The sequence below is a fragment of the Stenotrophomonas sp. HITSZ_GD genome, from assembly GCF_029543105.1.
Lineage (GTDB): Bacteria > Pseudomonadota > Gammaproteobacteria > Xanthomonadales > Xanthomonadaceae > Stenotrophomonas_A.
In genome coordinates this window covers 19,388-43,400 of sequence record NZ_JARQXB010000001.1, presented here as the reverse complement: position 1 = coordinate 43,400, position 24,013 = coordinate 19,388, and the positions used below count along the sequence as shown (strand labels likewise).

General features: G+C 71.3%; 25 protein-coding genes. 16 read left to right on the top strand and 9 right to left on the bottom strand.

All coding sequences use genetic code 11. The annotated features are described in order from the left end of the window. Positions 1 to 19: 19 nt before the first annotated feature. From P6166_RS00225 to P6166_RS00205, 5 genes are all read left to right on the top strand, one after another. Positions 20 to 1,669 (top strand): M28 family metallopeptidase, encoded by a 1,650-nt coding sequence (locus P6166_RS00225; RefSeq protein ID WP_277762830.1) that lies wholly within the window; start codon positions 20 to 22, stop codon positions 1,667 to 1,669. A gap of 106 nt (positions 1,670 to 1,775) precedes the next feature. After that, positions 1,776 to 2,675, top strand: coding sequence for a drug/metabolite exporter YedA (gene yedA / locus P6166_RS00220; RefSeq protein WP_277762530.1), 900 nt, complete (start codon positions 1,776 to 1,778; stop codon positions 2,673 to 2,675). Between the two features lie 6 nt (positions 2,676 to 2,681). Beyond that, positions 2,682 to 3,590, top strand: coding sequence for an EamA family transporter RarD (gene rarD / locus P6166_RS00215; RefSeq protein ID WP_277762529.1), 909 nt, complete (start codon positions 2,682 to 2,684; stop codon positions 3,588 to 3,590). Between the two features lie 71 nt (positions 3,591 to 3,661). Then, positions 3,662 to 4,618 (top strand): XdhC/CoxI family protein, encoded by a 957-nt coding sequence (locus tag P6166_RS00210; RefSeq protein ID WP_277762528.1) that lies wholly within the window; start codon positions 3,662 to 3,664, stop codon positions 4,616 to 4,618. Next, a complete protein-coding gene (locus P6166_RS00205) occupies positions 4,615 to 5,220 on the top strand; it encodes a nucleotidyltransferase family protein (protein WP_277762527.1) in 606 nt (201 codons plus the stop codon). Before P6166_RS00210 ends, P6166_RS00205 begins: the two co-directional genes overlap by 4 nt. Here P6166_RS00205 and P6166_RS00200 read toward each other — a convergent pair. From P6166_RS00200 to P6166_RS00180, 5 genes are all read right to left on the bottom strand, one after another. Next, positions 5,189 to 6,334, bottom strand: coding sequence for an alpha/beta fold hydrolase (locus P6166_RS00200; protein ID WP_345781843.1), 1,146 nt, complete (start codon positions 6,332 to 6,334; stop codon positions 5,189 to 5,191). The genes P6166_RS00205 and P6166_RS00200 overlap by 32 nt on opposite strands. A 164-nt stretch (positions 6,335 to 6,498) precedes the next feature. After that, entirely contained in the window at positions 6,499 to 7,809 is a 1,311-nt protein-coding gene (locus P6166_RS00195) for an ABC transporter permease (RefSeq protein WP_277762526.1), read from the bottom strand. 11 nt (positions 7,810 to 7,820) lie between these two features. Beyond that, the gene (locus P6166_RS00190) at positions 7,821 to 8,978 is read right to left on the bottom strand and encodes an FtsX-like permease family protein (RefSeq protein ID WP_277762525.1); all 1,158 of its coding nucleotides are present in this window, start codon (positions 8,976 to 8,978) and stop codon (positions 7,821 to 7,823) included. A gap of 12 nt (positions 8,979 to 8,990) precedes the next feature. Then, on the bottom strand, positions 8,991 to 9,680 hold the full coding sequence (locus P6166_RS00185; RefSeq protein ID WP_277762524.1) for an ABC transporter ATP-binding protein: 690 nt from the start codon (positions 9,678 to 9,680) through the stop codon (positions 8,991 to 8,993). Positions 9,681 to 9,880: 200 nt separating this feature from the next. Next, on the bottom strand, positions 9,881 to 11,128 hold the full coding sequence (locus P6166_RS00180; RefSeq protein WP_277762523.1) for an efflux RND transporter periplasmic adaptor subunit: 1,248 nt from the start codon (positions 11,126 to 11,128) through the stop codon (positions 9,881 to 9,883). A 228-nt stretch (positions 11,129 to 11,356) separates the two neighbouring features. Between P6166_RS00180 and P6166_RS00175 the strand changes: the two genes are divergently transcribed. The 7 genes from P6166_RS00175 to P6166_RS00145 all read left to right on the top strand — a co-directional run bounded on the left by P6166_RS00175 (position 11,357) and on the right by P6166_RS00145 (position 17,209). Further along, entirely contained in the window at positions 11,357 to 12,262 is a 906-nt protein-coding gene (locus P6166_RS00175) for an ABC transporter ATP-binding protein (protein WP_277762522.1), read from the top strand. Further along, positions 12,259 to 13,008, top strand: a complete 750-nt coding sequence (locus P6166_RS00170) for an ABC transporter permease (RefSeq protein WP_277762521.1) — start codon at positions 12,259 to 12,261, stop codon at positions 13,006 to 13,008. Before P6166_RS00175 ends, P6166_RS00170 begins: the two co-directional genes overlap by 4 nt. A gap of 14 nt (positions 13,009 to 13,022) precedes the next feature. After that, the gene (locus tag P6166_RS00165; RefSeq protein WP_277762520.1) at positions 13,023 to 14,174 is read left to right on the top strand and encodes a sensor histidine kinase; all 1,152 of its coding nucleotides are present in this window, start codon (positions 13,023 to 13,025) and stop codon (positions 14,172 to 14,174) included. Between the two features lie 43 nt (positions 14,175 to 14,217). Next, a complete protein-coding gene (locus P6166_RS00160) occupies positions 14,218 to 14,820 on the top strand; it encodes a response regulator transcription factor (protein WP_277762519.1) in 603 nt (200 codons plus the stop codon). A gap of 104 nt (positions 14,821 to 14,924) precedes the next feature. Continuing rightward, entirely contained in the window at positions 14,925 to 15,692 is a 768-nt protein-coding gene (locus P6166_RS00155; protein WP_277762518.1) for a ThuA domain-containing protein, read from the top strand. Between the two features lie 45 nt (positions 15,693 to 15,737). After that, positions 15,738 to 16,064 (top strand): hypothetical protein, encoded by a 327-nt coding sequence (locus P6166_RS00150; RefSeq protein WP_277762517.1) that lies wholly within the window; start codon positions 15,738 to 15,740, stop codon positions 16,062 to 16,064. An 89-nt stretch (positions 16,065 to 16,153) separates the two neighbouring features. Beyond that, the gene (locus P6166_RS00145) at positions 16,154 to 17,209 is read left to right on the top strand and encodes a DUF5694 domain-containing protein (protein ID WP_277762516.1); all 1,056 of its coding nucleotides are present in this window, start codon (positions 16,154 to 16,156) and stop codon (positions 17,207 to 17,209) included. A 70-nt stretch (positions 17,210 to 17,279) separates the two neighbouring features. On the opposite strand, the gene P6166_RS00140 is transcribed toward P6166_RS00145, so the two are convergent. After that, a complete protein-coding gene (locus P6166_RS00140; RefSeq protein WP_277762515.1) occupies positions 17,280 to 17,828 on the bottom strand; it encodes a cytochrome b in 549 nt (182 codons plus the stop codon). After that, complete coding sequence (locus P6166_RS00135; protein WP_277762514.1) at positions 17,825 to 18,913, bottom strand: catalase family peroxidase; 1,089 nt, start codon at positions 18,911 to 18,913, stop codon at positions 17,825 to 17,827. The genes P6166_RS00140 and P6166_RS00135 overlap by 4 nt, the downstream gene beginning before the upstream one ends. Positions 18,914 to 19,046: 133 nt before the next feature. On the opposite strand from P6166_RS00135, the gene P6166_RS00130 reads away from it, so the two are divergent. Both P6166_RS00130 and P6166_RS00125 read left to right on the top strand, forming a co-directional pair. Next, positions 19,047 to 19,574: an RNA polymerase sigma factor gene (locus P6166_RS00130; protein WP_277762513.1), complete on the top strand. Its 528-nt coding sequence runs from the start codon at positions 19,047 to 19,049 to the stop codon at positions 19,572 to 19,574. After that, complete coding sequence (locus P6166_RS00125; protein ID WP_277762512.1) at positions 19,571 to 20,308, top strand: anti-sigma factor; 738 nt, start codon at positions 19,571 to 19,573, stop codon at positions 20,306 to 20,308. The genes P6166_RS00130 and P6166_RS00125 overlap by 4 nt, the downstream gene beginning before the upstream one ends. A 7-nt stretch (positions 20,309 to 20,315) precedes the next feature. Here P6166_RS00125 and P6166_RS00120 read toward each other — a convergent pair whose 3' ends face one another. Further along, positions 20,316 to 21,155, bottom strand: a complete 840-nt coding sequence (locus tag P6166_RS00120; RefSeq protein ID WP_345781842.1) for a helix-turn-helix transcriptional regulator — start codon at positions 21,153 to 21,155, stop codon at positions 20,316 to 20,318. A gap of 96 nt (positions 21,156 to 21,251) precedes the next feature. Between P6166_RS00120 and P6166_RS00115 the strand changes: the two genes are divergently transcribed. Then, positions 21,252 to 22,148, top strand: coding sequence for an SDR family oxidoreductase (locus P6166_RS00115; protein ID WP_277762511.1), 897 nt, complete (start codon positions 21,252 to 21,254; stop codon positions 22,146 to 22,148). On the opposite strand, the gene P6166_RS00110 is transcribed toward P6166_RS00115, so the two are convergent. Further along, complete coding sequence (locus P6166_RS00110; protein WP_277762510.1) at positions 22,130 to 23,017, bottom strand: AraC family transcriptional regulator; 888 nt, start codon at positions 23,015 to 23,017, stop codon at positions 22,130 to 22,132. The genes P6166_RS00115 and P6166_RS00110 overlap by 19 nt on opposite strands. Positions 23,018 to 23,254: 237 nt before the next feature. Between P6166_RS00110 and P6166_RS00105 the strand changes: the two genes are divergently transcribed. Beyond that, positions 23,255 to 24,010, top strand: coding sequence for an SDR family oxidoreductase (locus P6166_RS00105; RefSeq protein WP_277762509.1), 756 nt, complete (start codon positions 23,255 to 23,257; stop codon positions 24,008 to 24,010). Positions 24,011 to 24,013 lie beyond the last annotated feature (3 nt).

The following is a 24,013-nucleotide window of genomic DNA, read 5'->3' as shown; positions in this document are numbered from 1 at the left end:
GCCGCCCGCCGTGAATCCGATGCGCATCCTGCTGCTGTCCGCCTGCCTGTTCGTCGGAGGCGTCGCCCATGCGGCGAACGATGCGCCCACGCATATCGATGCCGAGGCGCTCTCGCGCCACGTGCGCGTGTTGGCATCGGACGAATTCGAAGGCCGCGCCCCGGCCAGCGCCGGCGAACAGCGCACGATCGACTACCTCGTCGAGCAGTTCCGGCAGGCCGGCCTGCAGCCCGGTGGCGATGCCGGCGGCTGGACCCAATCGGTGCCGCTGGTGCGCGTGTCGGTCGAAGGTCCGGTCGAGGCCTCGCTGCGCCAGGGTTCGCAAGTGCGCCCGCTGCGCAACGGCGAGGACGTGACCCTGCAGAGCCTGCGCCCCGGCGCGGAAGTCGCGGTCAAGGACGCGCCGCTGGTGTTCGTCGGCTACGGCATCAGCGCGCCGGAGCGCCAGTGGGACGACTACAAGGGCGTGGACCTGAAGGGCAAGATCGCCGTCGTGCTGATCAACGATGCCGACTTCGAAGCGCCGAAGCCGGGCGCGTTCGACGGCAAGGCGGTCACCTACTACGGCCGCTGGACCTACAAGTTCGAGGAAGCCGCGCGCCGTGGCGCCGCCGGCGTGTTGATCGTCCACGAGACCGCGCCGGCCGCCTACGGCTGGAACACGGTACGCAGCTCGGGCCTGTCGCCGTTGTTCGATATCGAGCGCGAGGATGCGCAGGCGCGCGCGCTGCATACGCCGCTGCGCGGCTGGCTGCAGCGCGAGCAGGCGGTCGCGATCTTCCGCGACGCCGGCCTGGATTTCGACGCGCTCAAGCGCCAGGCCATGCAGGCCGATTTCCGTCCGGTGGCGCTGGGCGATGCGCGCCTGAGTGCGCAGTTCAAGCTCAAGCGCGAGCGCGTGGTGACCCACAACGTGGTCGCGCGCCTGCCGGGCACCACCCATGCGGACGAGACGGTGATCTTCTCCGCGCACTGGGACGCCTTCGGCGTCGGCGAGCCGGACAAGGACGGCGACCGCATTCGCCATGGCGCGGTGGACAACGCCACCGGCGTGGCCAGCGTGCTCGAACTGGCGCGCGCCTTCGCCGCCGGCCCGCGCCCGCAGCGCAGCCTGCTGTTTATCGCGCTCACCGCCGAGGAGAAGGGCCTGCTCGGTGCCAGCTACTACGCCGCCCATCCGCTGGCGCCGCTGGACCGCACCGTGGCCGTGTTGAACATGGAGATGTTCAGCCCCGATGGCCCGACCCGCGACATCGCCTCGTGGGGCCTGGGCCGCGTCTCGCTGGAGGGCGACCTCAAGCGCGTCGCCGAGGCCCATGGCCGCCAGTACAGCCCGGACCCGAACCTGGAAGCCGGCTTCTTCTACCGCGCGGACCACTTCGCCTTCGCCCGCGTCGGCGTGCCGGCGATCACGATTGGCCCGGGGCTGGATCGCGTCGAGGGCGGCGTGGCGGCCGGCAAGGCATTGCGCGATGCGTATTTCCGCGATTGCTACCACCAGCCGTGCGACCGCTGGACGCCGCAGTGGGATGCGCGCGGCCACGCCGCCGACACCCAGTTGGTGCATGACCTGGGCCTGGAGCTGGCCAACGGCCGCGGCTGGCCGGCCTGGGGCGAGGGCAGCGAGTTCAAGGGCGAACGCGACCGCAGCGCGGCCGCGCGCCGCTGAGCGCTCCAGCGTTGCATCGGTGTCGCGCGTCGTTCCACTTCGCGCGCTGTAGGGCCGGGGAAAAGGACTAGAATTTCCCTCCTTTCCGGCCTCGCCACGGACTCGCATGTCTTCCCCCGCCGACGCTGGCGCGCATGGAGCGCGCCGCGGCTTTGTCGTCCTTGCCCTGCTGATCGTCTACCTTGTCTGGGGCTCGACCTACCTCGGCATCCGCCTGGCGCTGGAAGGCGGCGCGCTGCCGTTGACGATGGTGTCCGGCGCGCGCTTCATCGTCGCCGGCACGCTGATGTACGCCGTGCTGCGCTGGCGCGGCGTGCCCGCGCCCACGCGCGCGCAGTGGCCCAACATCGCGATGATGGGCGCCACTTTGCTGCTGCTCGGCAACGGCATGGTGGTGCTGGCCGAGCGCGATGTCTCCTCCGGGCTGGCCGCCACCGCGGTGGCCTCGGTGCCGCTGTGGATGGCGCTGTTCTCCGCGCTGCGCGGCCAGCACGCCAGCCGCGGCGAGTGGCTGGGCATCGTGATCGGCTTCCTTGGCGTGGTGTGGCTCAACGCGGGCAGCAGCCTCACCGCCACGCCGACCGGGCTGGTGCTGTTGCTGATCGCCCCGCTGGGCTGGGCGTTCGGCTCGATCTGGTCGCGCGGCCGCGACCTGCCTTCGCCGTTCATGACCGCCGCCGGGCAGATGATCTGCGGCGGCGTGCTGATCGTGCTGGCGGGCTTGCTCATCGGCGAGCGCCCGCACGCGTTGCCGACCCGCCAGGGCCTGCTCGCCGTGGCCTACCTGTGCGTGTTCGGCTCGATCATCGCGTTCACCGCCTACGTGTGGCTGCTGCACAACGTGCGGCCGGCGCTGGCCGGCAGCTACGCCTACGTCAACCCGGTGATCGCCGTCGCGCTCGGTGCCTGGCTCGGCCACGAACGCTTCGGCGCCGGCGACTTCGGCGCGATGGCGGTGATCCTCGCCGGCGTGGTCGTGGTCACCCTTTCGCGCGCACGCAAGTAAACCGCCATGACCGACACCGCATTGCGCCAGCGCCGCCAGGGCGTGGCGATCACCGCCGGCGCCTTCGTCATCTGGGGCCTGTTTCCGGTCTACTGGCACCTGCTCAAGGCGGTGCCCTCGCCGCTGATCATCGCCCACCGCATCGTGTGGAGCACGCTGCTGGTGGTGGGCTGGCTGCTGCTCACCACGCGCCTGGCGTGGTTGCGCCGCATTGCCGCCCAACCGCGCGCGCTCGGCCTGCTGGCGCTCAGCGGCTTGTCGATCGGCTTCAACTGGGGCCTGTACATCTGGGCCATCAACGCGGGCCACGTCATCGAAAGCAGCCTGGGCTACTACATCAACCCGCTGGTCAGCGTGCTGCTGGGCGTGGTGGTGCTGAAGGAACGCCTGCGAGGGCTGCAATGGGTGGCGGTGGGCTGCGCCGCGCTCGGCGTGGCCTGGCTGACCTGGGCGGCCGGTGCGCCGCCGTGGATCGCGCTGGGGCTGGCGCTCTCTTTCGGCCTGTACGGGCTGCTGCGCAAGATCGTCGCCGTGGATGCGGTCGCCGGCCTGGGCGTGGAAAGCCTGTACCTGTTCCTGCCCGCGCTCGGCTTCGTGCTGTGGAGCGAGCAGGGCCACGGCGGCGGCTTCCTGCAGGGCTGGTCGCTGCGCGACGACCTGCTGCTGGCCTTCGGCGGCGTGGTCACCGCGGTGCCGCTGATCGCCTTCGCCTACGGGGTGCGGCGCATTCCGCTCTCGCTGGTCGGCATCCTGCAGTACATCGCGCCGACCCTGCAGCTGCTGCTCGGCGTGTGGGTCTTCCACGAGGTGTTCGACCCCCAGCGCGCCGTGGGTTTCGTCGCGATCTGGATCGGCCTGGCGTTGTTCCTCGGCGAAGGCCTGTGGCAGTCGCGCCGCCGCGCGCCGGCCGCCTAGGCGGTACCCACGCGGCGCATGCACGCGCCGCGTTACGCTAGCGCATCGTTCCGCAGCGAGTGCCCGCCCCGATGACGGCCGCACGACATGGCATTGAAGCCAGCCTCGCCGCCGCCCGCCACGGGCGGCCGGCCACCTTGGCTGTGGTGTTCGCCACGGAGGGCTCGACCTACGTGAAGCCCGGCGCGCTGGCCGTGTTCGGCGAGGACGACGTGCGCCAGGGCTGGCTGAGCGGCGGCTGCCTGGAGGCCGATATCGCCCGGGCCGCGGAAGCGGCGTTGCACGCGGGCGAAGCGGCGTGGATGGAGATCGACACGCGCGGCGATGAGGACTTGCTCTCCGGCGCGGCGGTGGGTTGCCGCGGGCGCCTGCACCTGGCGCTGCTGCCGCTGCCGCAACTGCCGGGCTGGGACGTGTTGGCGCGGGCCTGGCTCGCGCGCCAGGGCGCGTTGCAGCTGCGGCTGGGACACGATGGTGCCTGCCATGCCGAGGTGGGCACGCAATCGCGGCAATGGTCGCTGACGCTCGCCGGTACGCGCGCGGCATCGCTGCAGGTGCGTATCGCGCCGCCGCCGGCCGTGGTGCTGTTCGGCGCCGGGCCGGAAAGCGCCACGCTGCTGCCCTGGCTGCGCGAACTCGGCTGGATGACCACGCTGGTGGAGAAGCGGCCGCGCTGGCGCGACCTGGGCGCGCTCGCCGACCGCCACATCGAGGCGACCCCCACGCAGGCGCTGGCCGACGGCTTGGAAGCGGACGCGGTGCTGGCGATGCACCACCATTTCGAACTGGACCGCGAGACGCTCGATGGGCTGGCGACGCATCCGGTGCCCTTCATCGGCCTGCTCGGCCCGCGCCGTCGCCAGCAGGACCTGTTCCAGCTGCTCACGCCGGCGCAGCGCGAGGCGCTCTTGCCGCGCCTGCGTTCGCCGGTCGGCCTGCACCTGGGCGGCGAGGGGCCGCAGGCGATCGCGCTGAGCATCGCCGCGCAGTTGCAGCGCTGGTACCAGGACGAGGACGCGATGGCGTGAGCGCCGACTTCGTCGCCGTGGTGCTCGCCGCCGGCGGCAGCCGCCGGCTTGGCCGTCCGAAGCAACTGCTGCGCCGCGAGGGCGAGACCTTGTTGCGCCGGAGCGTGCGCCTGGCGCGCGCGAGCGGCGCGGCCCGCGTGCTGGTCGCATTGGGCGCGCAGGCCGCGCGCTTTCGCGCGGAGCTGTCCGGCATGGCGGCCGACGTGGTCGAGATCGCGGACTGGCCGCAAGGCCTGGGCGCAAGCCTGGCCGGTGTACAGGCGGCGCTGGGCGAGCCCGGTGTCCGCCGCGTGCTGGTGCTCGGTTGCGATCAACCCGCGCTGGACCTGCCGCACTTGATTGCACTGCTCGCCGAAGCCGAGGCGAACGAGGCGCAGGGCGCCTTCAGCGCTTATACCGGCGTGCGCGGCTTGCCGGCCGTGGTGGCCGCGCAGGACTGGCGCGCGGCGCGCTTCGGGGGCGATGAAGGGCTGCGCGCGCTGGCGCGCGATCCCGCGCGCCGCTTCGGCCAGGTGGTGGCGCCCGACCTGGCCTGGGATATCGACACGCCCGCCGACCTGGCGGCGGCCGTCAGCCTCGGCTGGTTGGATAGTCCGGATTGAGCGAAGCGCGGATCTCGCCGCCCGCTGGCAACTGCAACGGCGCCGGGCATTGCGCCTGCGGCAAGGGATTGGCCTGGAACCACTCCTCCACCATGGGCGCCAGCACGTCCACGCGCATCGGCAGGCTGAGGTGGTCTTCGTCGTGCAACTCCAGGTAGTGCGCGCGCGGCGCCGCGCTGGCGAGCCGCCGGCCATGCGCCACCGGGATGTGGTGGTCCGCGTCGCCGTGCAGCAGCAGCACGCAGGCGCGCGCATCCACCACCGCGGGCGCCACGTCGAGTTGGTCCAGGTCCAGGCCGAGTTGCTGGTCGGCCGCGGCGATCACCGCGTCCAGGTCCTGGTGGCCGTAGCGCCAGCGCATGTAGCCCGATACCGCGCGTGCCTGCCAGCCGTGCGGGGCTTCGGCCAGCAGGTGGGGCACCATGTCGCGGATGCCGCGCCCGGCGTTGGCGAACGATTCCACCGCCACCACCCCGGCCACCTGGTCGCCGAGCTTGTCGGCGCTGAACAATGCGGTGGCCGCGCCATAGGACACGCCGAACAGGTAGAGCGGCCCACTGATTTCGCCGCGCTGGCGCAGCTCGCCCACCACGCGCACCACGTCGTCCGATTCGCGCGTGCCGTAGCCCGCCAGGCCGGCGCCGGACTGGCCGTGGTTGCGCAGGTCCAGCGCGATCGTGCGGTAGCCGGCCTGCGCCAGCGTCAGCGACCAGGGCAGCAGCGAATTGCCATCCATCATCCAGCCGTGCAGCAGGATGACCGTGCCGCGCGGGGCGGTGCGCGGCTGCGCAGCCAGGCCCGGGTCGAAGTCGAACTTGAAAGCGTCGCGGCGCAAGCCACCGGTGTCGCGGTTGCGGCTGAAGCGATAGCGGAAGCCATAGTCGCCCGGTTCGAACGCGCGCCAGAAGATCGGCACGTCGTCGCGGCCGGGCAGGGTGCCGCTACGGGTGGGGATCTGCCGCAGCAGGGCCTGCGAATCCAGCAGGCCGAGCAACGGCGAGGCGCCGCCGGGCGCGACCAGCCGTGAACTGAGCGAGGTGGAGGAGCAGCCGGTGCCGGCCAGCCACGCGCAAAGCAGGGCCAGCAGGCCGGCCGCGAAGAACGGGCGCGACATGGCGGGACTTACCGGAGGGAACCACGAAGCCCGCAGCCTAGCGGCGATGCGGGCCGCCTTCTACCCTCGTTCCATGACAGCGATGTGACCGTTGGCCGAGGTTGTGCCACGTGGTGCCGGCTTTCACCCGCCTCCGGCGAAGGAGGCGGGGTCGGCGCCGGCCGTCAGACCTCGCGCAGCGCCACGGTGATCGGCAGGCGTGCCGCCCGCAGCGCGGGGAACAGGCCGCCGACCAGGCCGATGGCCAGCGCCCACTTCAGCCCGGTCCACAACAGTTCGGGCGACACGCGGAACTGGAACACCACCTGGCTGAAGTTGCTGCCCAGGGTGGACACGCTGTAGCCGTTGAAGATCGCCCAGGCGATCAACCCGCCCAGCACGCCGCCGAGCAGCGCCAGCAGCATCGTCTCCAGCATCACCGCCACCACCACCGGCAGGCCGCGGAAGCCGATCGCGCGCATCGTGGCGATTTCGCGCGCGCGTGTGGCCACCGCCGCGTACATGGTGTTGAGCGCACCGAACACCGCGCCGAACGCCATGATCGTGCCGATGAACTTACCCAACACCTCCAGCACCTTGCTCAGGTTACCGCCCTGCTTGCGGTAGTACTCGCGCGTGGTGGAAACATCGAGCTTGAGGCGCGGGTCGGCCGCCATCGCGTTCTTGAACTGGCTGTAGCCGTCGGTACCGGTGGTGCGCACGCTGATGGACTGGTACGCGCGCCGGTTGTAGGTGCTGGCCAGGGTCTCGGTGTCGGTCCACAGCTCCGAATCGTGCGCGTCGCCGCTGGTGAACACGCCCACCACCGTCCAGGCCTGATTGCCGAGGTTGAGCGTCTTGCCGACGTCCAGCCCGCGGAACTGCGACCGCGCGCCCTTGCCCACGACGATCTCGCGCAGGCCGGCCTTGAACGGGCGGCCTTCGATGATCTTGACCTTGTCGTGCACCGTCCAGGCCTGCTCGCCGACACCGCGGAACTGCGCGTTGACGTCGGTGCCGTCGGCCTTGGAGGTCAGGTTGACCACCTGCGAGAGCTCGGGCGAGACCAGCGGCCGGTTGGCGGCATCGCGCGCCACGCCGGGCAGGCTGGCGATCAGCGGCACCTGGTCGCGCATGATCACCGAGTTGGTCTCGGCCTGCGAACCGCCGCGCAGCACGATGGCGGTGATGTCATCGCCCGTGCTGTCCAGCGTGGCCTGGAAACCCTGGCCCATCGCCAGCATCGCCACCAGCACGCCCACCACGCCGGCGATGCCGACCACGATCACCGAGGTGGCGCCCCAGCGCTGCGGCAGGCTGGCGATGCCGATGCGCGCGGCCGCCAGCGAGAGCCGGCCGCTGCGCGTCAGCAACAACCACAGCGCCAGCGCCACCACGACGGCGAGCACGCCCTGCCAGGGCAGCACGATCCACACCACCAGCACCAGCGCCAGCAGCACGAGGGACAACACGTTCCACATCCATTGCTTCTTCATCTGTGGGCTCCTCAGCGTCCGGCCAGCGCGTCGACGATCTTCAGCCGCTGTGCGCGCAGCGCCGGCAGCAGCCCCACCACCACGCCGATGCCGACCATCAGCACCAGCCCGACCACCCACGTCTGCACCGGCACGAAGTGCACCGGCAGCGCGCCGCCGGAGGCCTTGGCCAGCCCGGGAATCGCCAGCGAGGCCAGCGCCATGCCGAGCAGGCCGCCCAGTACCACCAGCAGCACCGATTCGAACATCACCAGGCCCAGCACCGTGCCGTCCTTGAAGCCGAGCGTCTTGAGCGTGGCCAGTTCCGGGATGCGCTCGCGCACCGCCTGGGCCATGGTGTTGCCGGTGAGCAGCAGCAACGTGAAGAACACCGCGCCCATGATCGAGGTGACGATCAGCCCGATATCGGCGAACTGCTTGATGAAGGCCTGCTGGAACGCCGACTCGGTCTGCGTCTTGGTCTCGTGGTCGGAGTTGGCCGACAGCGCGTCGATCGCCTGCGCCACGCGCGAGGCCTGGTCGGCGTTGGCCAGCTTCACCGTGTACCAGCTGACCTGGCTCTTGATGTAGTCGTTGGACTCATCGAAGTATTTCCAGTTCATCATCAGCTGGTTCTCGGCCTGCACGTTGGCGCGGTCCTTGGCGCGGAAGATCAGCTTCAGCTCCAGCGGCCAGTCGTTGCTGCCGCCACGCGGGAAGATCGTGGCCTGCAGCGGGATCGTGTCGCCGACCTTCCAGCCGAACTTCTTGGCCAGCGCCTCGCCCACGGCCGCGCCGGTACGCGTGTTCTGGAACGCCTTGAGCTGGTCCGGCGGCACGTCGTACTCGGTGTAGACGTCGAAGAAGTTCGGCGCCACCGAGAAGTTGGGGAAGAAATCCTTCGGGTCGCGATAGATGCCGCCGAACCACATCGCGTAGGTGACATCGCGCACCCCGGGGATGCTGCGGATCTGCGACTCCAGCCGCACCGGCAGGGATTGGGTGATCGACAGCCGCGAGGCCACCACCAGGCGATTGGCGCCTTCCACCGAACCGCCGGAAGTGAACGCCACGCGCACCGAGTCGAGCAGGCCGAACAGCAGGAAGGCCACGATCACCGAGAACAGGGTCAGCAGCGTCCGCGTCTTGCTGCGGAACAGCTGCGCCCACACGAGCGAGAGATATTTCATGGCATCCCCCGGTCAGTGCGCGGCGGGCGCGTCGGCCAGCTCGCCCTTGTCCAGGTGGATGGTGTGCGTCGCGTACTCGGCCGCCTTGGGGTCGTGGGTGACCATGATGATGGTCTTGCCGTGCTCGCGGTTGAGCTGCTGCAGCAGCTTGAGAATTTCCTCGGCGTTGTGGCGGTCCAGGTCGCCGGTCGGCTCGTCGCAGATCAGGAAGGTCGGGTCGGAGACGATGGCGCGGGCAATGGCCACGCGCTGCTGCTGGCCGCCGGACAATTCGTTCGGGCGGTGGTTGGCACGGTCGGCCAGGCCGACCAGGGTCAGCGCGATTTCCGCGTTGCGCTTGCGCTGCGCCGCGCCCAGGTGGGTGAGCAGCAGCGGCAGCTCGACGTTCTTCTGCGCGTTGAGCATCGGCATCAGGTTGTAGAACTGGAACACGAAGCCGACATGGTGGCTGCGCCAGCTGGCGAGCTGGCCACCGCTGAGGCGGTCGATGCGCTCGCCCTCGATCTCGATCTCCCCGCCGGTGGGGCTGTCCAGCCCGCCGATCAGGTTGAGCAGGGTGGTCTTGCCCGAGCCGGACGGGCCCATCAGCGCGACGAAGTCGCCGCGTTCGATCTCCAGGTCGATGCCGTGCAGCACCTGCACTTTCTCGGGGCCGCGTTGATAGGTCTTGGTGACGTTGCGCAGGGTTACCAGGGTGGACATGGGCTTTCCTCTATGAATGCGGCGGATGCAAGGTGATTCGACCAAGCGGGCGGATGCTTACAGCAGACGAACGGCGCGTGGCCGGATCGACAGGGCGCGCCCGTCCCACGCAACCGCGATGTTCGGGCAACGGTGAAAACGACTGCTTGAGGCAACAGCTAAAGCAACGGCTGAGGCAACGGCGGTGCGGCGGGCGGCGGTTACTCGGCTTCGGCGCCGGCGAGCTTGACCTTGTCGCCGTCCTTGAGCGCCGGCGGCGGGTCGAGCACGACGGTGTCGCCGGCGGTCAGGCCGGACAGCACCTGGCGGTCGTCGCCCATCGCCAGGCCGGTCTTCACCGGATGCAGCGCGACGCGGTTGTCCTCCCCGACCACGAACGCGGCGGTCGCGCCTTCGCGCTCCACCAGTGCGCCACCCGGCACGCGCACGCCCTGCGGCTGCTGCGCCTGGGCCGGCTTGGCCTCCTCCAGGAAGCTCACGCGCACGCCCATCTCCGGCACGATGCGCGGATCCTTCACCTTCATCGCCACGCGTACCTTCACCGTGGCCTTGCCGCGGTCGGCGGTGGGGATGATGGCGATGACCTCGCCGGGAATCTTCCAGTCCGGGTAGGCGTTGAGCACGATCTCCACCGGCATCTTCGGCTGCACGCGGCCGATGTAGGCCTCGCCCACCTCGACCTCCACTTCCAGCGATTCCATGTCCACGATGGTGCCGATGCCGGTGCGGGTGAAGCCGCCGGTCGCCAGCGGCGAGACGATCTCGCCCGGCTGCGCGGCCTTGGCCGTCACCACGCCGGAGAACGGCGCGCGCACGATGGTGTTGTCCACGCCCAGGTCGGAAATGGACAGGTTGTTGCCGGCGACCTTGACGTTGCGCTGGGCGGTCAACAGCTGCGCGCGCAGGCCATCGCGCAGCGCCACGGCCTCGTCGTACTGCGAGCGCGAGACCAGTTGCTGGCCCACCAGCGTCTGCAGGCGGGTGGCATCGGCCTCGGCGCGCCTGAGCTGCGCCGAGACGTTTTCCACCTGGCTGCGCGCGGCGGCCACCTGCGAATCGGCGAGCGCGCGCGCGGCGTCCGCGTCGATCGGGTCGAGGGTGGCCATCACCTGGCCCTCCTCCACGCGCATGCCTTCCTCGATCTTCACTTCGCGCACCTTGCCGGTGATCTTGGCCGACACCGTGGCCATGCGCCGTGCCACCACGTAGCCGGAGGCATCCAGCACCGAGGCACTGCTGCCGCCGGCGGCGATCGCCACGACCGGCGCGGTGCGCACTTCCACCGCGGCCTTGCGCCCGAACAGCGCCCACGCGCCGGCGGCCAGCAGCAACACGACCAGGCCCACGCCCAGGCCAATCCACAGGCCACGCCGCGAGGGCGGCTCGCGCCCAGCCGGCGCCTTGCGGTCGATCTTCAGTTCCTTCAGCAGATCAGCGGAGGTGTTCATCATGTACACGGGACGGGGAATGGGACGGAATGTGACCGCCGGCGCGCCGCGGTGCAAGTTGCCGAAAGTCACTTTGCGGGCGGCCGGCGCCATGCGACCGGGGCGCAGCATGCCCCGCCGGCGTGGCATGCGGCCAGTGACAGCTGTCATCGACGATGGCTGACAGCGGTGACTGCCCGGCCGGGGCGCGCGGCCGGATGCTGGCGGCGTCCACCCTCGGAGCCGCTCATGTCCCTTGTCCCTTCCGCGCCGCTTGCCTGCCTGCGCGGCGTCCACAAGCATTTCGGTGCGCGGCACGCACTGCGCGGTGTCGACCTCACGGTCGAGGCCGGGCAGGTCGTCGCGCTGCTCGGCGGCAACGGCGCCGGCAAGAGCACCAGCGTCGGCCTGCTGCTCGGGCTGCTGCGGCCCGATGCCGGCCAGGCGCAGCTGTCCGGCATCGACGCGGCCGACCGCCGTGCGCGCCAGGACGTGGGCGTGATGCTGCAGGCCTGCGGCCTGCCGGACATGCTGCGCGTGCGCGAGCTGCTCGATCTCACCCGCCGCTACTACGCCTCCCCGCGCAGCGTCGCCGATTGCATCGCGCTGGCGGGGCTGGAGGATATCCACGCGCGCCGCTACGGCCAGCTCTCCGGCGGCCAGCAGCGCCGCGTGCAGTTCGCCCTGGCGATCTGCGGGCGCCCGCGCGTGCTGTTCCTCGACGAACCCACCACCGGCCTGGACATCGAGGCGCGGCAGCGGCTGTGGGAATCGATCCGCGAAATGGTCGCCGAGGGCTGCGGCGTGCTGCTGACCACGCACTACCTGGAGGAGGCCGAGGCACTGGCCGGGCAGGTGACGGTGCTGCGCGAAGGCACGGTGGTGGCGTCCGGCGGCATCGACGCGATCCGCGGCCGCGTGGCGCGGGCCGCGGTGCGCTGCCGCACCGTGCTGGCCGCCGAGGACATCGCGCGCTGGCCCGGCGTGGAGGCCGTGGCGGTGCAAGGCGCCGGGCTGGAGATCAGCGCCGAGCCGGCCGAGCCGGTGGTGGCCCGCCTGCTCGCGGCCGATCCCTCGCTATCGGCGCTTGAAGTCCGCCGCGCCGGCCTGGCCGACGCGTTCCTCGATCTCACCCGCACCACGGAGGCGGCATGAACACTTCCCCCACTCTGGCCCCGCAGTGGCCGATCTACCTGGCCGAAGCGCGCTGCGAACTGCTGCGCGTGGTGCGCACGCCGGCCTTCGTGGTGCCGTCGCTGGCGTTCCCGCTGGTGTTCTACCTGATGTTCGGCGTGCTGCTCGGCCATGGCCAGGGCGCGTTGCCGTTGCTCGCCAGCTATACCGTCTTCGGGGCGATGGCGCCGGGCCTGTTCGGTTTTGGCGTGGGCCTGGCGCTGGACCGCGAGCGCGGCCTGCTCACGCTCAAGCGTGCGCTGCCCACGCCCCCCGCCGCGTGGCTGCTCGCGCGGGTGGCGATGGCGACGGTGTTCGCACTCGCCATCGCCGCGCTGCTGCTCGCCGCCGGCATGCTCTGCGGCGGCGTGCGGATGCCCCCCACGCAGGCCGCCGCGCTGCTGGCGGTGGCGGTGTTCGCCGCCTGGCCGTTCTGCGGCATCGGCCTGTTGGTCGGCAGCTTCGTGCCCGCCAATGCGGCGCCGGCCGTGGTCAACCTGGTGTACCTGCCGATGTCGCTGTTGTCCGGCCTGTGGATGCCGCTGTCGGTGCTGCCGCCGGTGTTCTCGGCGCTGGCACCGCTGTGGCCGGCGTGGCACCTCGGCCAGCTGGCGCGGCTGGCGGTGGGGCTGCCGGCGCAAGGCGCGGCGTGGACGCACGTGGCCGTGCCGCTGGCGATCGCGGCGCTATGCTTGGCGCTGGCGCAGCGCCGGTTGCGCCGCGAATGATCCGGACCCTGGCCATGCCCGCCTTCCTGGAACCCGCGCCCGATTCCCTCGTCGGCCTGCGCAATGCGGGCGGCTCGCACGGGCGCACCTGGTTCCCGCTGTTGATGCTGGCGTGGTCGGTGTGGATCTTCCTCACGCCACTGTTCAGTGCCCCGGCATTCCGCGACTGGCTGTGGCCCACGCTGGCCAGCTATGCGGCATTCCTGGTGCTGTACCGCCATGCGTACTACCGCAGCCGCGCGCACCTGCTGGCCTGCGCGTTGGGCATCGCCGCGCTGGGGTTCGCGCTGACGCCGTTCAATCCCGGGGCGCAGGGCTACCTCGTCTACGCCTGCGCGTTCCTGGCGTTCGTCGCGCGCCCCAAGGGCGCGGTGCTGTGGATGGTCGGCGTGCTCGGCGCCTATGCGCTGGTGTGGCTGTGGCTCGGTTTTCCGCTCATCTATCTCTTCAGCGTACTGATGGTGGGGTTGGCGGTCGGCCTGATGAACATCAGCATCCAGCGCCGCACCCAGGCCGATATCGCGCTGCGGCTGAGCCACGACGAAGTGCGCCGGCTCGCCGGCGTGGCCGAGCGCGAGCGCATCGGCCGCGACCTGCACGACCTGCTCGGCCACACGCTGTCGCTGGTGGCGTTGAAGGCCGACCTCGCCGGGCGGCTGGTGGAACGCGACCCGGCCGCCGCGCGGCGCGAGATCGACGAGGTTGCGCGGGTCTCGCGCGACGCACTGGCGCAGGTGCGCCATGCCGTCACCGGCATCCGCGCCGCCGAGCTGGTGGCCGAGCTGGCCTCGGCGCATCTGCTCCTGGAGAGCGATGAGATCGTGCTGCACTACACGCCGCCGGCGCTGCCGTTGCCCTCCACGCTGGAGACCGCGCTGGCGCTCACCGTGCGCGAGGCGGTCACCAACGTGCAGCGCCACGCCCGCGCGCGGCAGGTATGGATCGCGCTGGAATGCACGCGCGAGCACGTGCTGTTGCGCGTGCGCGACGACGGCCGCGGCGGCGACATCGTGCCCGGCAACGGCCTGCACGGCATGGGCGAGCGCTTGCGCGCGCTCGGCGGCGAACTGCGCATCGACGCGCGCCCGGGCGCCGGCACCGAGCTGCAGGCCCGCCTGCCGTGGCCGCGTGCGGGTATCGCGGCCGCCGAGCCCACGCCCACGTGAGGCTCTGCTACCGTGCGCGCCATGCCATGAGAGGACGGGCGCGATGATCCGCGTGTTGCTGGCCGAGGACCAGGCCATGTTGCGGGGCGCGCTGGCCGCGCTGCTCGGCCTGGAAGAGGACATCACCGTGGTCGGCAGCGCCGGCGACGGTGAAAGCGCGTGGCGCGAGCTGCAGCGGCTTCGGCCGGACGTGCTGGTCACCGACATCGAGATGCCCGGGCTCACCGGCCTGGAGCTGGCGCAGCGCATCCAGCGCCAGGGCCTGCCGGTGCGCGTGGTGATCGTGACCACCTTCGCGCGCCCCGGCTTCCTGCGCCGCGCCCTGGATGCCGGCGTGGGCGGTTACCTGTTGAAGGACGCGCCGGCCGAACAGCTGGCCGATGCGCTGCGCCAGGTCGCGCGCGGCGGGCGCGCCATCGATCCGCAGCTGGCCGCCGAAGCCTGGGCCGAGGCCGATCCGCTCAGCGACCGCGAGCGCGGCGTGCTGCGCCTGGCCGGCGAGGGCCGCTCGGCCAGCGAGATCGCCGAGCTGCTCGGGCTCTCGCACGGCACGGTGCGCAACTATCTTTCCGAGTGCATCGGCAAGCTCGGCGTAGCCAACCGCATCGAGGCCTATCGGCTGGCGCGGCAGAAGGGCTGGCTGTAGCGGCGCTATGCCGTCCCGCGCGGCAGCCATGAAAATTCCGCCTGCCCCAGCCGCGGCGCGGCCTCGCTGGCTAGACTGCGGGCCACCTCATGCGGGAGTGCCCGATGATCGCAAAGCGCTGGATGCTACTGGCCTGCCTCTGGCTCGCCTGCGCGCCCGCCCTGGCCCAGCAATTCAAGGTGCTGGTGGCCGCCATTCCGAACAAGTACCACCACGACTACATCCCGGTGGCCAAGCCGCAGTTCGAGCGGATGGCGCGCCGGCATGATTTCGCGCTGACGTGGGACTGGGACGGGCGTGCGTTCGACGGCGACCTCTCGCAATACCAGGCGATCGTGCTGCTCAACTCGCCGGCCAGCGACCTGGACCCCGAGCGCCGCGCGAACTTCCAGAAGTACGTGCGCGCCGGCGGCGGCGTGGTCGCCGTGCACAAGGCCTTCGCCATCAAGCGGGGCGACTGGGACTGGTACGACCGGATGATCGGCCGTTCCTTCCGCACCCATCCCTACCTGCAGACCGCGATGGTGGACGTCATCGACCCGACCCACCCGGCCACCGCCGGCCTGCCGAAGCGCTGGCTGTGGAGCGACGAGTGGTACGAGTACGACCCGCCCTACAGCGACGACCTGCACGTGGTGATGGAAGTGGACGAGCGCAGCTACGACCCGACCGCGATCTGGCCGGGCCAGGTCGCCCAGGGCATGGGCCGGCATCATCCGGTGGCGTGGTACCACGTGTTCGAAGGCGGCCGCGTGTTCGCCACCGCGCTGGGGCATCCGCCGGAAGCCTACGACGATGCGCTGTACCTGGGCCACCTGTACGGCGCCCTCTACTGGGCCGCGACCGGGCGCGGCATCGACACACCCCGCTGAGCGGAACGGGTAGGCTGGGCGCCTGCCAGCGTGGGCGACGTATCGATGGGCCTTGAAGCGTTTCTGCGGGAGTACCGGGGGCTGCTGGCGTTGTTGTCGGTGCTGGCGACGGTCAACGTGATGTTCGCGCACCGCGCGCTGCTGCGGCTGGCGCAAACGCAGCCGCAGTTGCTGGCCGCGGTGGGCATCCGCCGCATCGACTGGTGGCCGCGCTGCGTGCTGGGCGTGGGCCGGCTGGGCTTCACCGCCGCCGGTCGTGGCCTGCCGCTGCGCCCGCGCGTGCAGTTCCAGGCGGTGGCGGTGACCTACGTCGTGCTGCTGGCGCTGTTCGCCCAGGGCGCGGTGCAGATCGCGGGCTTGCTGCTGCGCTGAGCCCCTGCCTTCCGGCACCCGTCCCATCGGCACATGGCCGCGTGTGGGCGGCTGCCGAGAATCGCGCGACACCCTTACAGGAAGCTGTCATGACACCCGCATGGCGTTGCGCCGCCCTCGCATTCGCGCTGGGCCTGCCGCTGGCCGCCCAGGCCGTGGACCTCACCCGCCTCGACGAGGGCATGACGGGCCCGCGCACGCGCGTGCTCGTGCTGGGGACGGTGCACCTGCGCGAGCAGCCGGCGTTCAAGCCCGAAGCCCTCGACCCGGTGCTCGACCGCCTCGCCGCTTTCAAGCCGGGTTTCATCACCATCGAGGACATCAGCGGCGAGCAGTGCGACATGGCCGCGCGCCATCCCGCGATCTACGGCGAGGACTATTGCGGCACCCAGGTGGTGGAGAAGGCGCGCGCGGCCACGGGCCTGGACATCCCGGCGGCGGTCGCGGCCGTCGATCGCGCACTGGCCGCCTGGCCCGCCGCGCCCACGCCCGCGCAGCGCCGGCAACTCGCCAGCCAGTTCCTGGCCGCCGACGATCGCGCGTCGGCCTACGTGCAATGGCTACGCCTGCCCGACGCCGAGCGCCACACCGGCGATGGGTTGGACGAGGCCTTGGTGGACGTACTGCGCCAGACCGCGCAGATCCGCAACGAGGATTACCTGATCGCCGCGCGCCTCGCCGCCCGCCTGGGACTGGAGCGCGTCTACCAGGTGGACGACCATACGGGCGACAACATCCGCGTGGCCGATCGCCAGACCTTCGGCCGGCAGATGGAAGCCGCGTGGAAGGCCGGGCGCACGCAGCTGGACGACATGGAGAAAGCGCAGGCGAACTGGGCGAAGGCCGGCGACTACCTGTCGATCTACCGGGCGATCAACCAGCCGTCATCGCTGCAGGTGTACGCCGAGGTGAACGCGAATGCGGCCTTGCGCGCCGTCTCGGCCGAGCACTACCCGCAGATGTGGGTGAGCGGCTGGGAGATTCGCAACCTGCGCATGGTCGCCAACGTGCTGCAGGTGGTGCGCGAACAGCCGGGCGCGCGCGTGCTGAGCATCGTGGGGGTTTCGCACAAGCCCTGGTTCGATGCCTGGCTGGGGCAGATGCAGGGCGTGGACGTGGACGACGTGGAGCAGGTGCTGCGCTGAAGCGCTCGCTCCGGAGCGGGGACGTGACGCGGGAGAGGTGTGCCGACATGACGTCGCCATGGGGGGCGGTCTACGCCTCGCCGTTGCCGCGCCCACCCCGCGCCATCGCCTGGAACACGCCATCCCTGCGCACCCACGCGTGGTACAGCGCCGCGGACAAGTGCAGCAGCACCGTGGCGAACAACAACCTGGCGAGCCAGCCATGCGCGTCGCGCAGCCACGCATACAGCGTGGCGTCGTGCGGTGCGATCGGCGGCAGCTGGAACCCGGCGAACATCGTCACCGGGTAGCCCGCGGCCGACACTGTCGCCCAGCCCAGCAGCGGCATGGCGAACATCAGCCCGTACAGCACCCAGTGCGAGGCCTTCGCGGCGAACGCCTGCCACGCCGGCAGGTCCGCCGGCAGCGGCGGGGGCGCGTGGCGCAGGCGATTGCCCAGCCGCACAATCACCAGCAGCAGGATCGCGATGCCCAGCGGCCGGTGCAGGTCGATCAGCCACGGCCGCTGCGAGATCGACGCCACCATGCCCACGCCGATGAACAGCATCGCCAGGATCATTGCCGCCATCAGCCAGTGCAGCACGCGCGCGGTGAGGTTGAAATGCGCGGAGGTATTCATTTCGCCTGCTCCTGGCCGGTGGCTTCCGGGGCTTTCCCGTGCGCGATCTCGCGCTCGCGGCGGTTGAAGGATTGCGAGTACACCGCCGAGCGCGCGGCCAGGATCGGGTCGTCGGACCCGGCGATGCCGTCGGGCAGGATCAGCGGGTCGTAGTTGATGTCGCGGCACTGGCCCTGTTCCTGCGGCTGCGCGGCGGTCAGTTCCAGCGTGCCGGCCACGACCTGCTCGCGGTCGTCCGGCCACGGCTGCGAGGCGTCGTTGACCGGATCGCCCGCATGGGCCAGCGTCATCACCATGTCCCAGCGCAACGGGCCCTGCGCCAGGCGCTGCTGCAGGTCGCGCGAGAGGAAATCCGCGCCGGCCTGCTCGCGCTGGGCCGCGTCCATTTCGCGGAACGGCGCCTGCGGCCGCATGGACCAGCGCACGAAGCGCGCGTGACCATCGGCGTCGATCAGGCGGAAAGCGTTGACGCCGTTGTACTGCGTGTTGGCCCAGCTGTCCGGCCACGGCGCGCTCTTGGCCCAGGCCAGGAACTTCGCCGCCTCCGGATACTGCTTGAGGAACGCGGCCATCTTCGCCGGGTCCGGCTTGCCGGTGGCCGGGTCCGGCCGCGCGGCCTCGCCCTGCGCGGCGAAGCCTTCCGGCGTGGCGACGACAAAGAACGGAAAGCTGTTCATCGCCGTGCGCCACTGCTGGCCGTCGTCGGTGGTGAGCAGCAGCGCCATGCTGCGCACGCGCGCGCTGTTGTCCGCACCGTGCGGATCGCCACCGCCGATCGACAGCCGCCCCATCACCGGCACGTCCTGTTGCCGGAACACGCGGGCCTTGGACAGCGCCGTGGCCTGTCCGCTGGCGTGGAAAGTGCCGGTGACGCACACGCCCTTGCTGTGCGCCCGGCGGTAGCCGGGATAGGGCTGCTTGTTGCCGGCCTCGATGCCGTCGGTCATGCGCTGGGCGGTGAGGCGCCCGCCGCCGATCCAGCCGGCGGTCCAGGCGAAGGCCGCGGCCAGCACGGCGACGAGGGCGCCGATGCCGAGCAGTGGCAGGTAACGGGTGGGGCGGGGGGCGGGGGATGGCGCGGACATGCGGGGCTCCGGGGCGGGCATACCCGGTCAGACGCACGGGCAGGCGATCTATTCCACGCTTCGTGGCGTGAAGCCGGGGAATAATCTCCGCGCCGGGACGTCCCACCCCTGTCCCCATCCGCCATCGCCCCCCATGCCCCTGCGAGATGCCACCGCCGATGACGACCGCCTGCGCGCGCTGCTGCCGCGCCTGTGGCGCTTCGCCCGCTCGCTGGCCGGCGACCCCGCCGCCGCGGATGACCTGGTGCAATCCGCACTGGAGCGCGCGCTGCGCGGCTGGGACGCCCGGCGCGACGACCAGGCGCTGCAGGCCTGGCTGTTCTCCATCCTCTACCGGCGCTTCATCGACGAGGCGCGCCGGGCGCGGCGCTGGCAGCGGTTGCTGGGCCTGCTCGCCGCCAGCCCGCCACCGCTGGCGCCCTCCCCGGAGCAGATCCATGGGGAGCGCGTCCTGCTGGGCCACTTCGGCGAGCTGCCGGCGGAACATCGCGCCGTGCTGATGCTGGTCGCGGTGGAAGGCTTCACCTACCAGCAGGCCGCCGACACCCTGGGCATACCGATCGGCACGGTCATGTCGCGCCTGTCGCGCGCACGCGAACGCCTGCGCGCGCTCGGCGAAGGTCAGGCCCCTCTTGCGCCCGCGCTGCGGAGAATCAAATGAACCTGCTCATGGACGCGACCGAGCGCGACCTGCGCCTGCACGCCTATGTCGATGACCAGCTGGACGCCGCCGCGCGCGCCGAGGTCGAGGCGTGGCTGCGCGACCACCCCGAGGATGCCGCGCGCGTGGCGGCGTGGCGGCGTGATGCCGCCGCCCTGCGGACCGCGTGGGCATGGACCGAACGCGTGCCGCTGCAGGCGCAGCTGGATCCGGCACAGCTGCGCCGGCGTCGCCACGCGCGCCAGCGCACCTGGATGGGCATGGCGGCCGCCTGCGTGTTGGCGCTGGGCGCCGGCGGCTGGGGCGGCTGGCAATTGCACGATGCACGCCTTCGCGCCGAACGCCCGCCCATGGCCGATGCGATGGCCGCGTACCGCCTGTTTGCCACCCAGGACGCCGCGCTCGAATACCGCGACGGCGAGGCCGACGAAGCCCGCCTGCGCGCCTGGCTGGCCACGCAGTTCCACGATGCGGTGGCGCTGCCGGACCTGCGCGCGCAAGGCCTGCGCGCGCGCGGCGGGCGCCTGCTCTCCACGCCCGAGGGCGCCGCGGCAATGCTGGTGTACGAAGACGCGGCCGGTAGCCGCGTGGCCCTGTACGTGCGACCGCTGGCGCCACGCCTGCGCCCCGGCGAGCGCACCGAGGATGGCCTGCACGCGCGCTACTGGTCGCAGGGCGCGGCCTCGTATGCCTTGGTGGCGCCGGTGGCGGCGCGCGTGCCGGGGCGCGGTTGACCGTCGCCTAGCCGCCGGCCTTCAGGCGCGCATCGGCCAGCGCGCGCACGCGCGCGGCGGCGTCGGCATCAACCGGGTGGTAGACCACCATCGCCAGGTCGGGCCGGCCGTCCACCGCGAAGTACGAAATCTCCAGGTCGATGGTCCCCACCTGCGGATGATGGATGCGCTTGGCGTGCGCGCGCTCGTCCGGCAGCCCGCGGTCCTGCCAGAGCGCCGCGAACTCCGCGCTGTGAGCGCACAGCTCCGCCACCAACTGCGCGATCTCGGCATTGGCGCCGGCACGCATGGCATCGATGCGGAAGGAGCGCACCACCGAGCGGGCCACGCTGTCCCAGTTGTCCTGGGCGGCGCGTACCCGCGGGCTGGAGAACATCAGGCGCAGGATGTTGCGCTGCTCGCGCGGCAACTGGCCGTAGTCGGTGAACAGCGCGGCCGCCGCGCGGTTCCAGGCCACCACGTCCCAAGTGGCGGTCTTGACGATGGCCGGCGTGTCGCCCAACGCGTCGAGTACGCGGCGCAGGCGCGGCGTCACTTCGTCCGCGCCGTGGAAGCGCGCTTCCGGGGGATGGCCCAGCGCGAGGAGGAACACGTGCTCGCGCTCGCGTTCGGTGAGCATCAGCGCCGTGGCGATGCGTTCCAGTACCTCGGGCGAAGGCGGACCACCGCGACCCTGTTCGAGCCACGTGTACCAAGTCGGGCTGATATGCGCGCGCTGCGCCACTTCCTCGCGCCGCAGGCCCGGCGTGCGGCGCCGCGTGGCGCTGAAGCCGAACGCGGCCGGGTCGAGCCGCGCGCGGCAGTCGCGCAGGAACGCACCCAGCATGCCGTCGGTCGCTTCGCGCAAGGGGAGCCTGTTAGTGGCCATACCACGATGATGTCACTACTTACCGGTAAACCAGTGTAGTGGGATAAAACGCGCCTCACCAAACGGAGCTTTCCCATGCGCGTATTCCTGACCGGCGCCACCGGCTTCATCGGTTCGCACGTGCTGCCCGAATTGCTCGCCCGCGGCCACGAGGTGATCGGCCTGACGCGCTCTCAAGCCGGTGCCCGGCAGTTGGCTGAAGCCGGCGCGCAGGCGCACTTCGGCACGCTGGAAGACCTCGACAGCCTGCGCGCCGGTGCCGCGCGGGCCGATGCCATCGTGCATACCGCCTTCGATCACGACTTCTCGCATTTCGCCGAGAACTGCGAGAAGGACCGCCGCGTGATCACCGCGCTGGGCGAAGGGTGGCAGGGCACCGCACGCCCACTGCTCATCACCTCCGGCGTCGGCATGGGCAGCATCGCGCCGGGCGTACCCGCGAGCGAGGACGTGTTCGACAGCGCCCACCCGCATCCGCGCGTGGCCTCCGAGCAGGCCGGCGCCGCGCTGCTGGCGCAAGGCGTGAACGTCTCGGTCGTGCGCCTGCCGCAGGTGCACGACACGGTGAAGCAAGGGTTGATCACGCCGTATGTCGCCTTGTCGCGCCAGCAGGGCCGCGCCGCCTATGTCGGCGAGGGCGGCAACCGCTGGTCGGCGGCCGCGGTGGGCGATGTCGCGCGGCTGTACGTGCTCGCGCTCGAACGCGGCGAAGCGGGCGCGCGCTATCACGCGGTGGCCGAAGAAGGCGTGCCGATGCGGTCGATCGCCGAGCAGGTCGGCCGCGGGCTGGGCGTGCCGGCGGTCTCGCTGAGCCCGGCCGAAGCGCCGGCGTACTTCGGCTGGCTGGCCTCTTTCGCCGGGCTCGACCTGACCGCCTCCAGCGTGATCACCCGCCGCACGCTGGGCTGGACGCCCACCGGGCCTTCGCTGCTGGAAGACCTTGCGCGGATGGACTACGGCGCGGCCGCGTGATCGCGCGCGTCGCGCGACGGCGGCTGGCCGAACAGGCGCCCGTACTCGCGGGTGAACTGGGTGACGCTCTCGTAGCCCACGGCGTGCGCCGCACGCTTGGCGATGGCGCCTTCGTTGCGCATCAACCGGCGGGCCTCCACCAGGCGCAACTGCTTCTGGAACTGCAGCGGCGTCAGTGACGTCACCGCGCGGAAATGCGCGTGGAAGGTGGTCAGGCTCATGCCCGCCACCTCGGCCAGGTGCTCCACGCGCAGTGGCTGCGCGTAGTGCGCGCGGATCAGCTTCACCGCGCGCCCGATGCGCGCGGCATGCCCGTTGACCGCGCCCAGCTGGCGAATGGCCGCGCCATGCCGGCCCGCCAGCAGCCAGTGGTGCATCTCGCGCAGCAGCCCGTCGCGCAGGATGGGCAATGAGCGCGGACGTTCCAGAAGCTGCAGCAGGCGCAGCGCGCAATCGGCGACCTCGGCTTCCGTCGCCTCCACCTGCAAGGGCGAAGCGGGCGAGGCCGCGTCGGCCACTGCGTCCATCTCGCCGACGAGGCTGGCGATGATGGCCGGGTCCAGGTGCAACACGAACGAGTAGTAGGGCTGCCGTGCATCGGCACCGGTGATCTGGCTCGTGGTGGGCACGTCGGCGGTGATGAGCAGCGACTCGCCCGCGCCGAAGCGCGCCACGTGCGAGCCGAATGTCACCTGCTTGGTGCCTTGCAGCAGGAGCACCAGCATCGGGCAGGAGATGTCGTACTGCAGCTCACCCGGCGCGGTGGCCGAGATGGTGGACAGGCCGGCGATCGCCGTGCGCGCCACCCCGTGCGCGTCGGCGTGGGCGAGCGTGCAGTGGCGAACGCGATCGAGCAGGGCGGCGGTCATGCGCGCACGATAGCCGAGGACCACGGCATGCGGGTGCCCTTCCGCATTTCCAGGCAAGTCCACCGCATGACCAGGCAATGCAGGCGCCCACGGGCCACGCGCGAAAGCTGCAAGCTCACCAACCCCGCTCGCGATGACCGCAGAACCAGGCATCTCCGCCGCAGGATCAGGCAACCCGCGCGCGGCGGCGGCGACCAGACTTTCCGCACCCCCCAAACGATCCTGAGGAGTGCAGCCATGAACACGATTTCCCTCGTCACCGGCGCCAATCGCGGCCTCGGCCGCGCCACCGCCTTGTCCATCGCCCGCCAGGGCGGCGATGTCATCCTCACCTGGCGCCACGGCGAAGCCGCCGCCCGCCAGGTGGTCGAGGAGATCACCGCCATGGGCCGCCGCGCCATCGCCTTGCAGCTCGATGTGGGCGAGGTATCGAGTTTCCCCGCCTTCGCCCAGACCCTGCGCACCACCCTGCGCGCGCACTTCGGCCGCGACCACGTCGACCATCTGGTCAACAACGCCGGCCACGGCGAGATGGCCGCCTTCGCCGACACCACCCCGGCGCAGTTCGACGCCCTGTTCGCCGTCCACGTCAAAGGCGTGTTCTTCCTCACCCAGGCGCTGCTGCCCTTGCTGGCCGACGGCGGGCGCATCGTGAACCTGTCCACCGGCCTCACCCGCGTCTCGCAACCGGGCTTCTCGGCTTACGCCGCCGCCAAGGGCGCCATCGAGATCCTGACGGTCTACCTCGCCCGCGAACTCGGCGCGCGCGGCATCACCGCGAACGCCGTGGCACCGGGGGCGATCGAGACCGACTTCCTCGGCGGGGCCGTGCGCGATACGCCCGAATACAACCAGGCCTTCGCCGGCATGACCGCGCTGGGCCGCGTCGGCGTGGTGGACGATATCGGGCCGATGGTCGCCAGCCTGCTGGGGCCGGCGAACCGTTGGGTCACCGGCCAGCGGATCGAAGTGTCCGGCGGCCAGGCGATCTGATCC

What these genes read in the sequence shown, in the direction of transcription:
- P6166_RS00225 (WP_277762830.1), top strand. Translation starts at nt 20, where the DNA reads ATGCGCATCCTGCTGCTGTCCGCCTGCCTGTTCGTCGGAGGCGTCGCC.
- yedA (WP_277762530.1), top strand. Translation starts at nt 1,776, where the DNA reads ATGTCTTCCCCCGCCGACGCTGGCGCGCATGGAGCGCGCCGCGGCTTT.
- rarD (WP_277762529.1), top strand. Translation starts at nt 2,682, where the DNA reads ATGACCGACACCGCATTGCGCCAGCGCCGCCAGGGCGTGGCGATCACC.
- P6166_RS00210 (WP_277762528.1), top strand. Translation starts at nt 3,662, where the DNA reads ATGACGGCCGCACGACATGGCATTGAAGCCAGCCTCGCCGCCGCCCGC.
- P6166_RS00200 (WP_345781843.1), bottom strand. Translation starts at nt 6,334, where the DNA reads ATGTCGCGCCCGTTCTTCGCGGCCGGCCTGCTGGCCCTGCTTTGCGCG.
- P6166_RS00195 (WP_277762526.1), bottom strand. Translation starts at nt 7,809, where the DNA reads ATGAAGAAGCAATGGATGTGGAACGTGTTGTCCCTCGTGCTGCTGGCG.
- P6166_RS00190 (WP_277762525.1), bottom strand. Translation starts at nt 8,978, where the DNA reads ATGAAATATCTCTCGCTCGTGTGGGCGCAGCTGTTCCGCAGCAAGACG.
- P6166_RS00185 (WP_277762524.1), bottom strand. Translation starts at nt 9,680, where the DNA reads ATGTCCACCCTGGTAACCCTGCGCAACGTCACCAAGACCTATCAACGC.
- P6166_RS00180 (WP_277762523.1), bottom strand. Translation starts at nt 11,128, where the DNA reads ATGAACACCTCCGCTGATCTGCTGAAGGAACTGAAGATCGACCGCAAG.
- P6166_RS00175 (WP_277762522.1), top strand. Translation starts at nt 11,357, where the DNA reads ATGTCCCTTGTCCCTTCCGCGCCGCTTGCCTGCCTGCGCGGCGTCCAC.
- P6166_RS00170 (WP_277762521.1), top strand. Translation starts at nt 12,259, where the DNA reads ATGAACACTTCCCCCACTCTGGCCCCGCAGTGGCCGATCTACCTGGCC.
- P6166_RS00165 (WP_277762520.1), top strand. Translation starts at nt 13,023, where the DNA reads ATGCCCGCCTTCCTGGAACCCGCGCCCGATTCCCTCGTCGGCCTGCGC.
- P6166_RS00160 (WP_277762519.1), top strand. Translation starts at nt 14,218, where the DNA reads ATGATCCGCGTGTTGCTGGCCGAGGACCAGGCCATGTTGCGGGGCGCG.
- P6166_RS00155 (WP_277762518.1), top strand. Translation starts at nt 14,925, where the DNA reads ATGATCGCAAAGCGCTGGATGCTACTGGCCTGCCTCTGGCTCGCCTGC.
- P6166_RS00150 (WP_277762517.1), top strand. Translation starts at nt 15,738, where the DNA reads ATGGGCCTTGAAGCGTTTCTGCGGGAGTACCGGGGGCTGCTGGCGTTG.
- P6166_RS00145 (WP_277762516.1), top strand. Translation starts at nt 16,154, where the DNA reads ATGACACCCGCATGGCGTTGCGCCGCCCTCGCATTCGCGCTGGGCCTG.
- P6166_RS00140 (WP_277762515.1), bottom strand. Translation starts at nt 17,828, where the DNA reads ATGAATACCTCCGCGCATTTCAACCTCACCGCGCGCGTGCTGCACTGG.
- P6166_RS00135 (WP_277762514.1), bottom strand. Translation starts at nt 18,913, where the DNA reads ATGTCCGCGCCATCCCCCGCCCCCCGCCCCACCCGTTACCTGCCACTG.
- P6166_RS00130 (WP_277762513.1), top strand. Translation starts at nt 19,047, where the DNA reads ATGCCCCTGCGAGATGCCACCGCCGATGACGACCGCCTGCGCGCGCTG.
- P6166_RS00125 (WP_277762512.1), top strand. Translation starts at nt 19,571, where the DNA reads ATGAACCTGCTCATGGACGCGACCGAGCGCGACCTGCGCCTGCACGCC.
- P6166_RS00115 (WP_277762511.1), top strand. Translation starts at nt 21,252, where the DNA reads ATGCGCGTATTCCTGACCGGCGCCACCGGCTTCATCGGTTCGCACGTG.
- P6166_RS00110 (WP_277762510.1), bottom strand. Translation starts at nt 23,017, where the DNA reads ATGACCGCCGCCCTGCTCGATCGCGTTCGCCACTGCACGCTCGCCCAC.
- P6166_RS00105 (WP_277762509.1), top strand. Translation starts at nt 23,255, where the DNA reads ATGAACACGATTTCCCTCGTCACCGGCGCCAATCGCGGCCTCGGCCGC.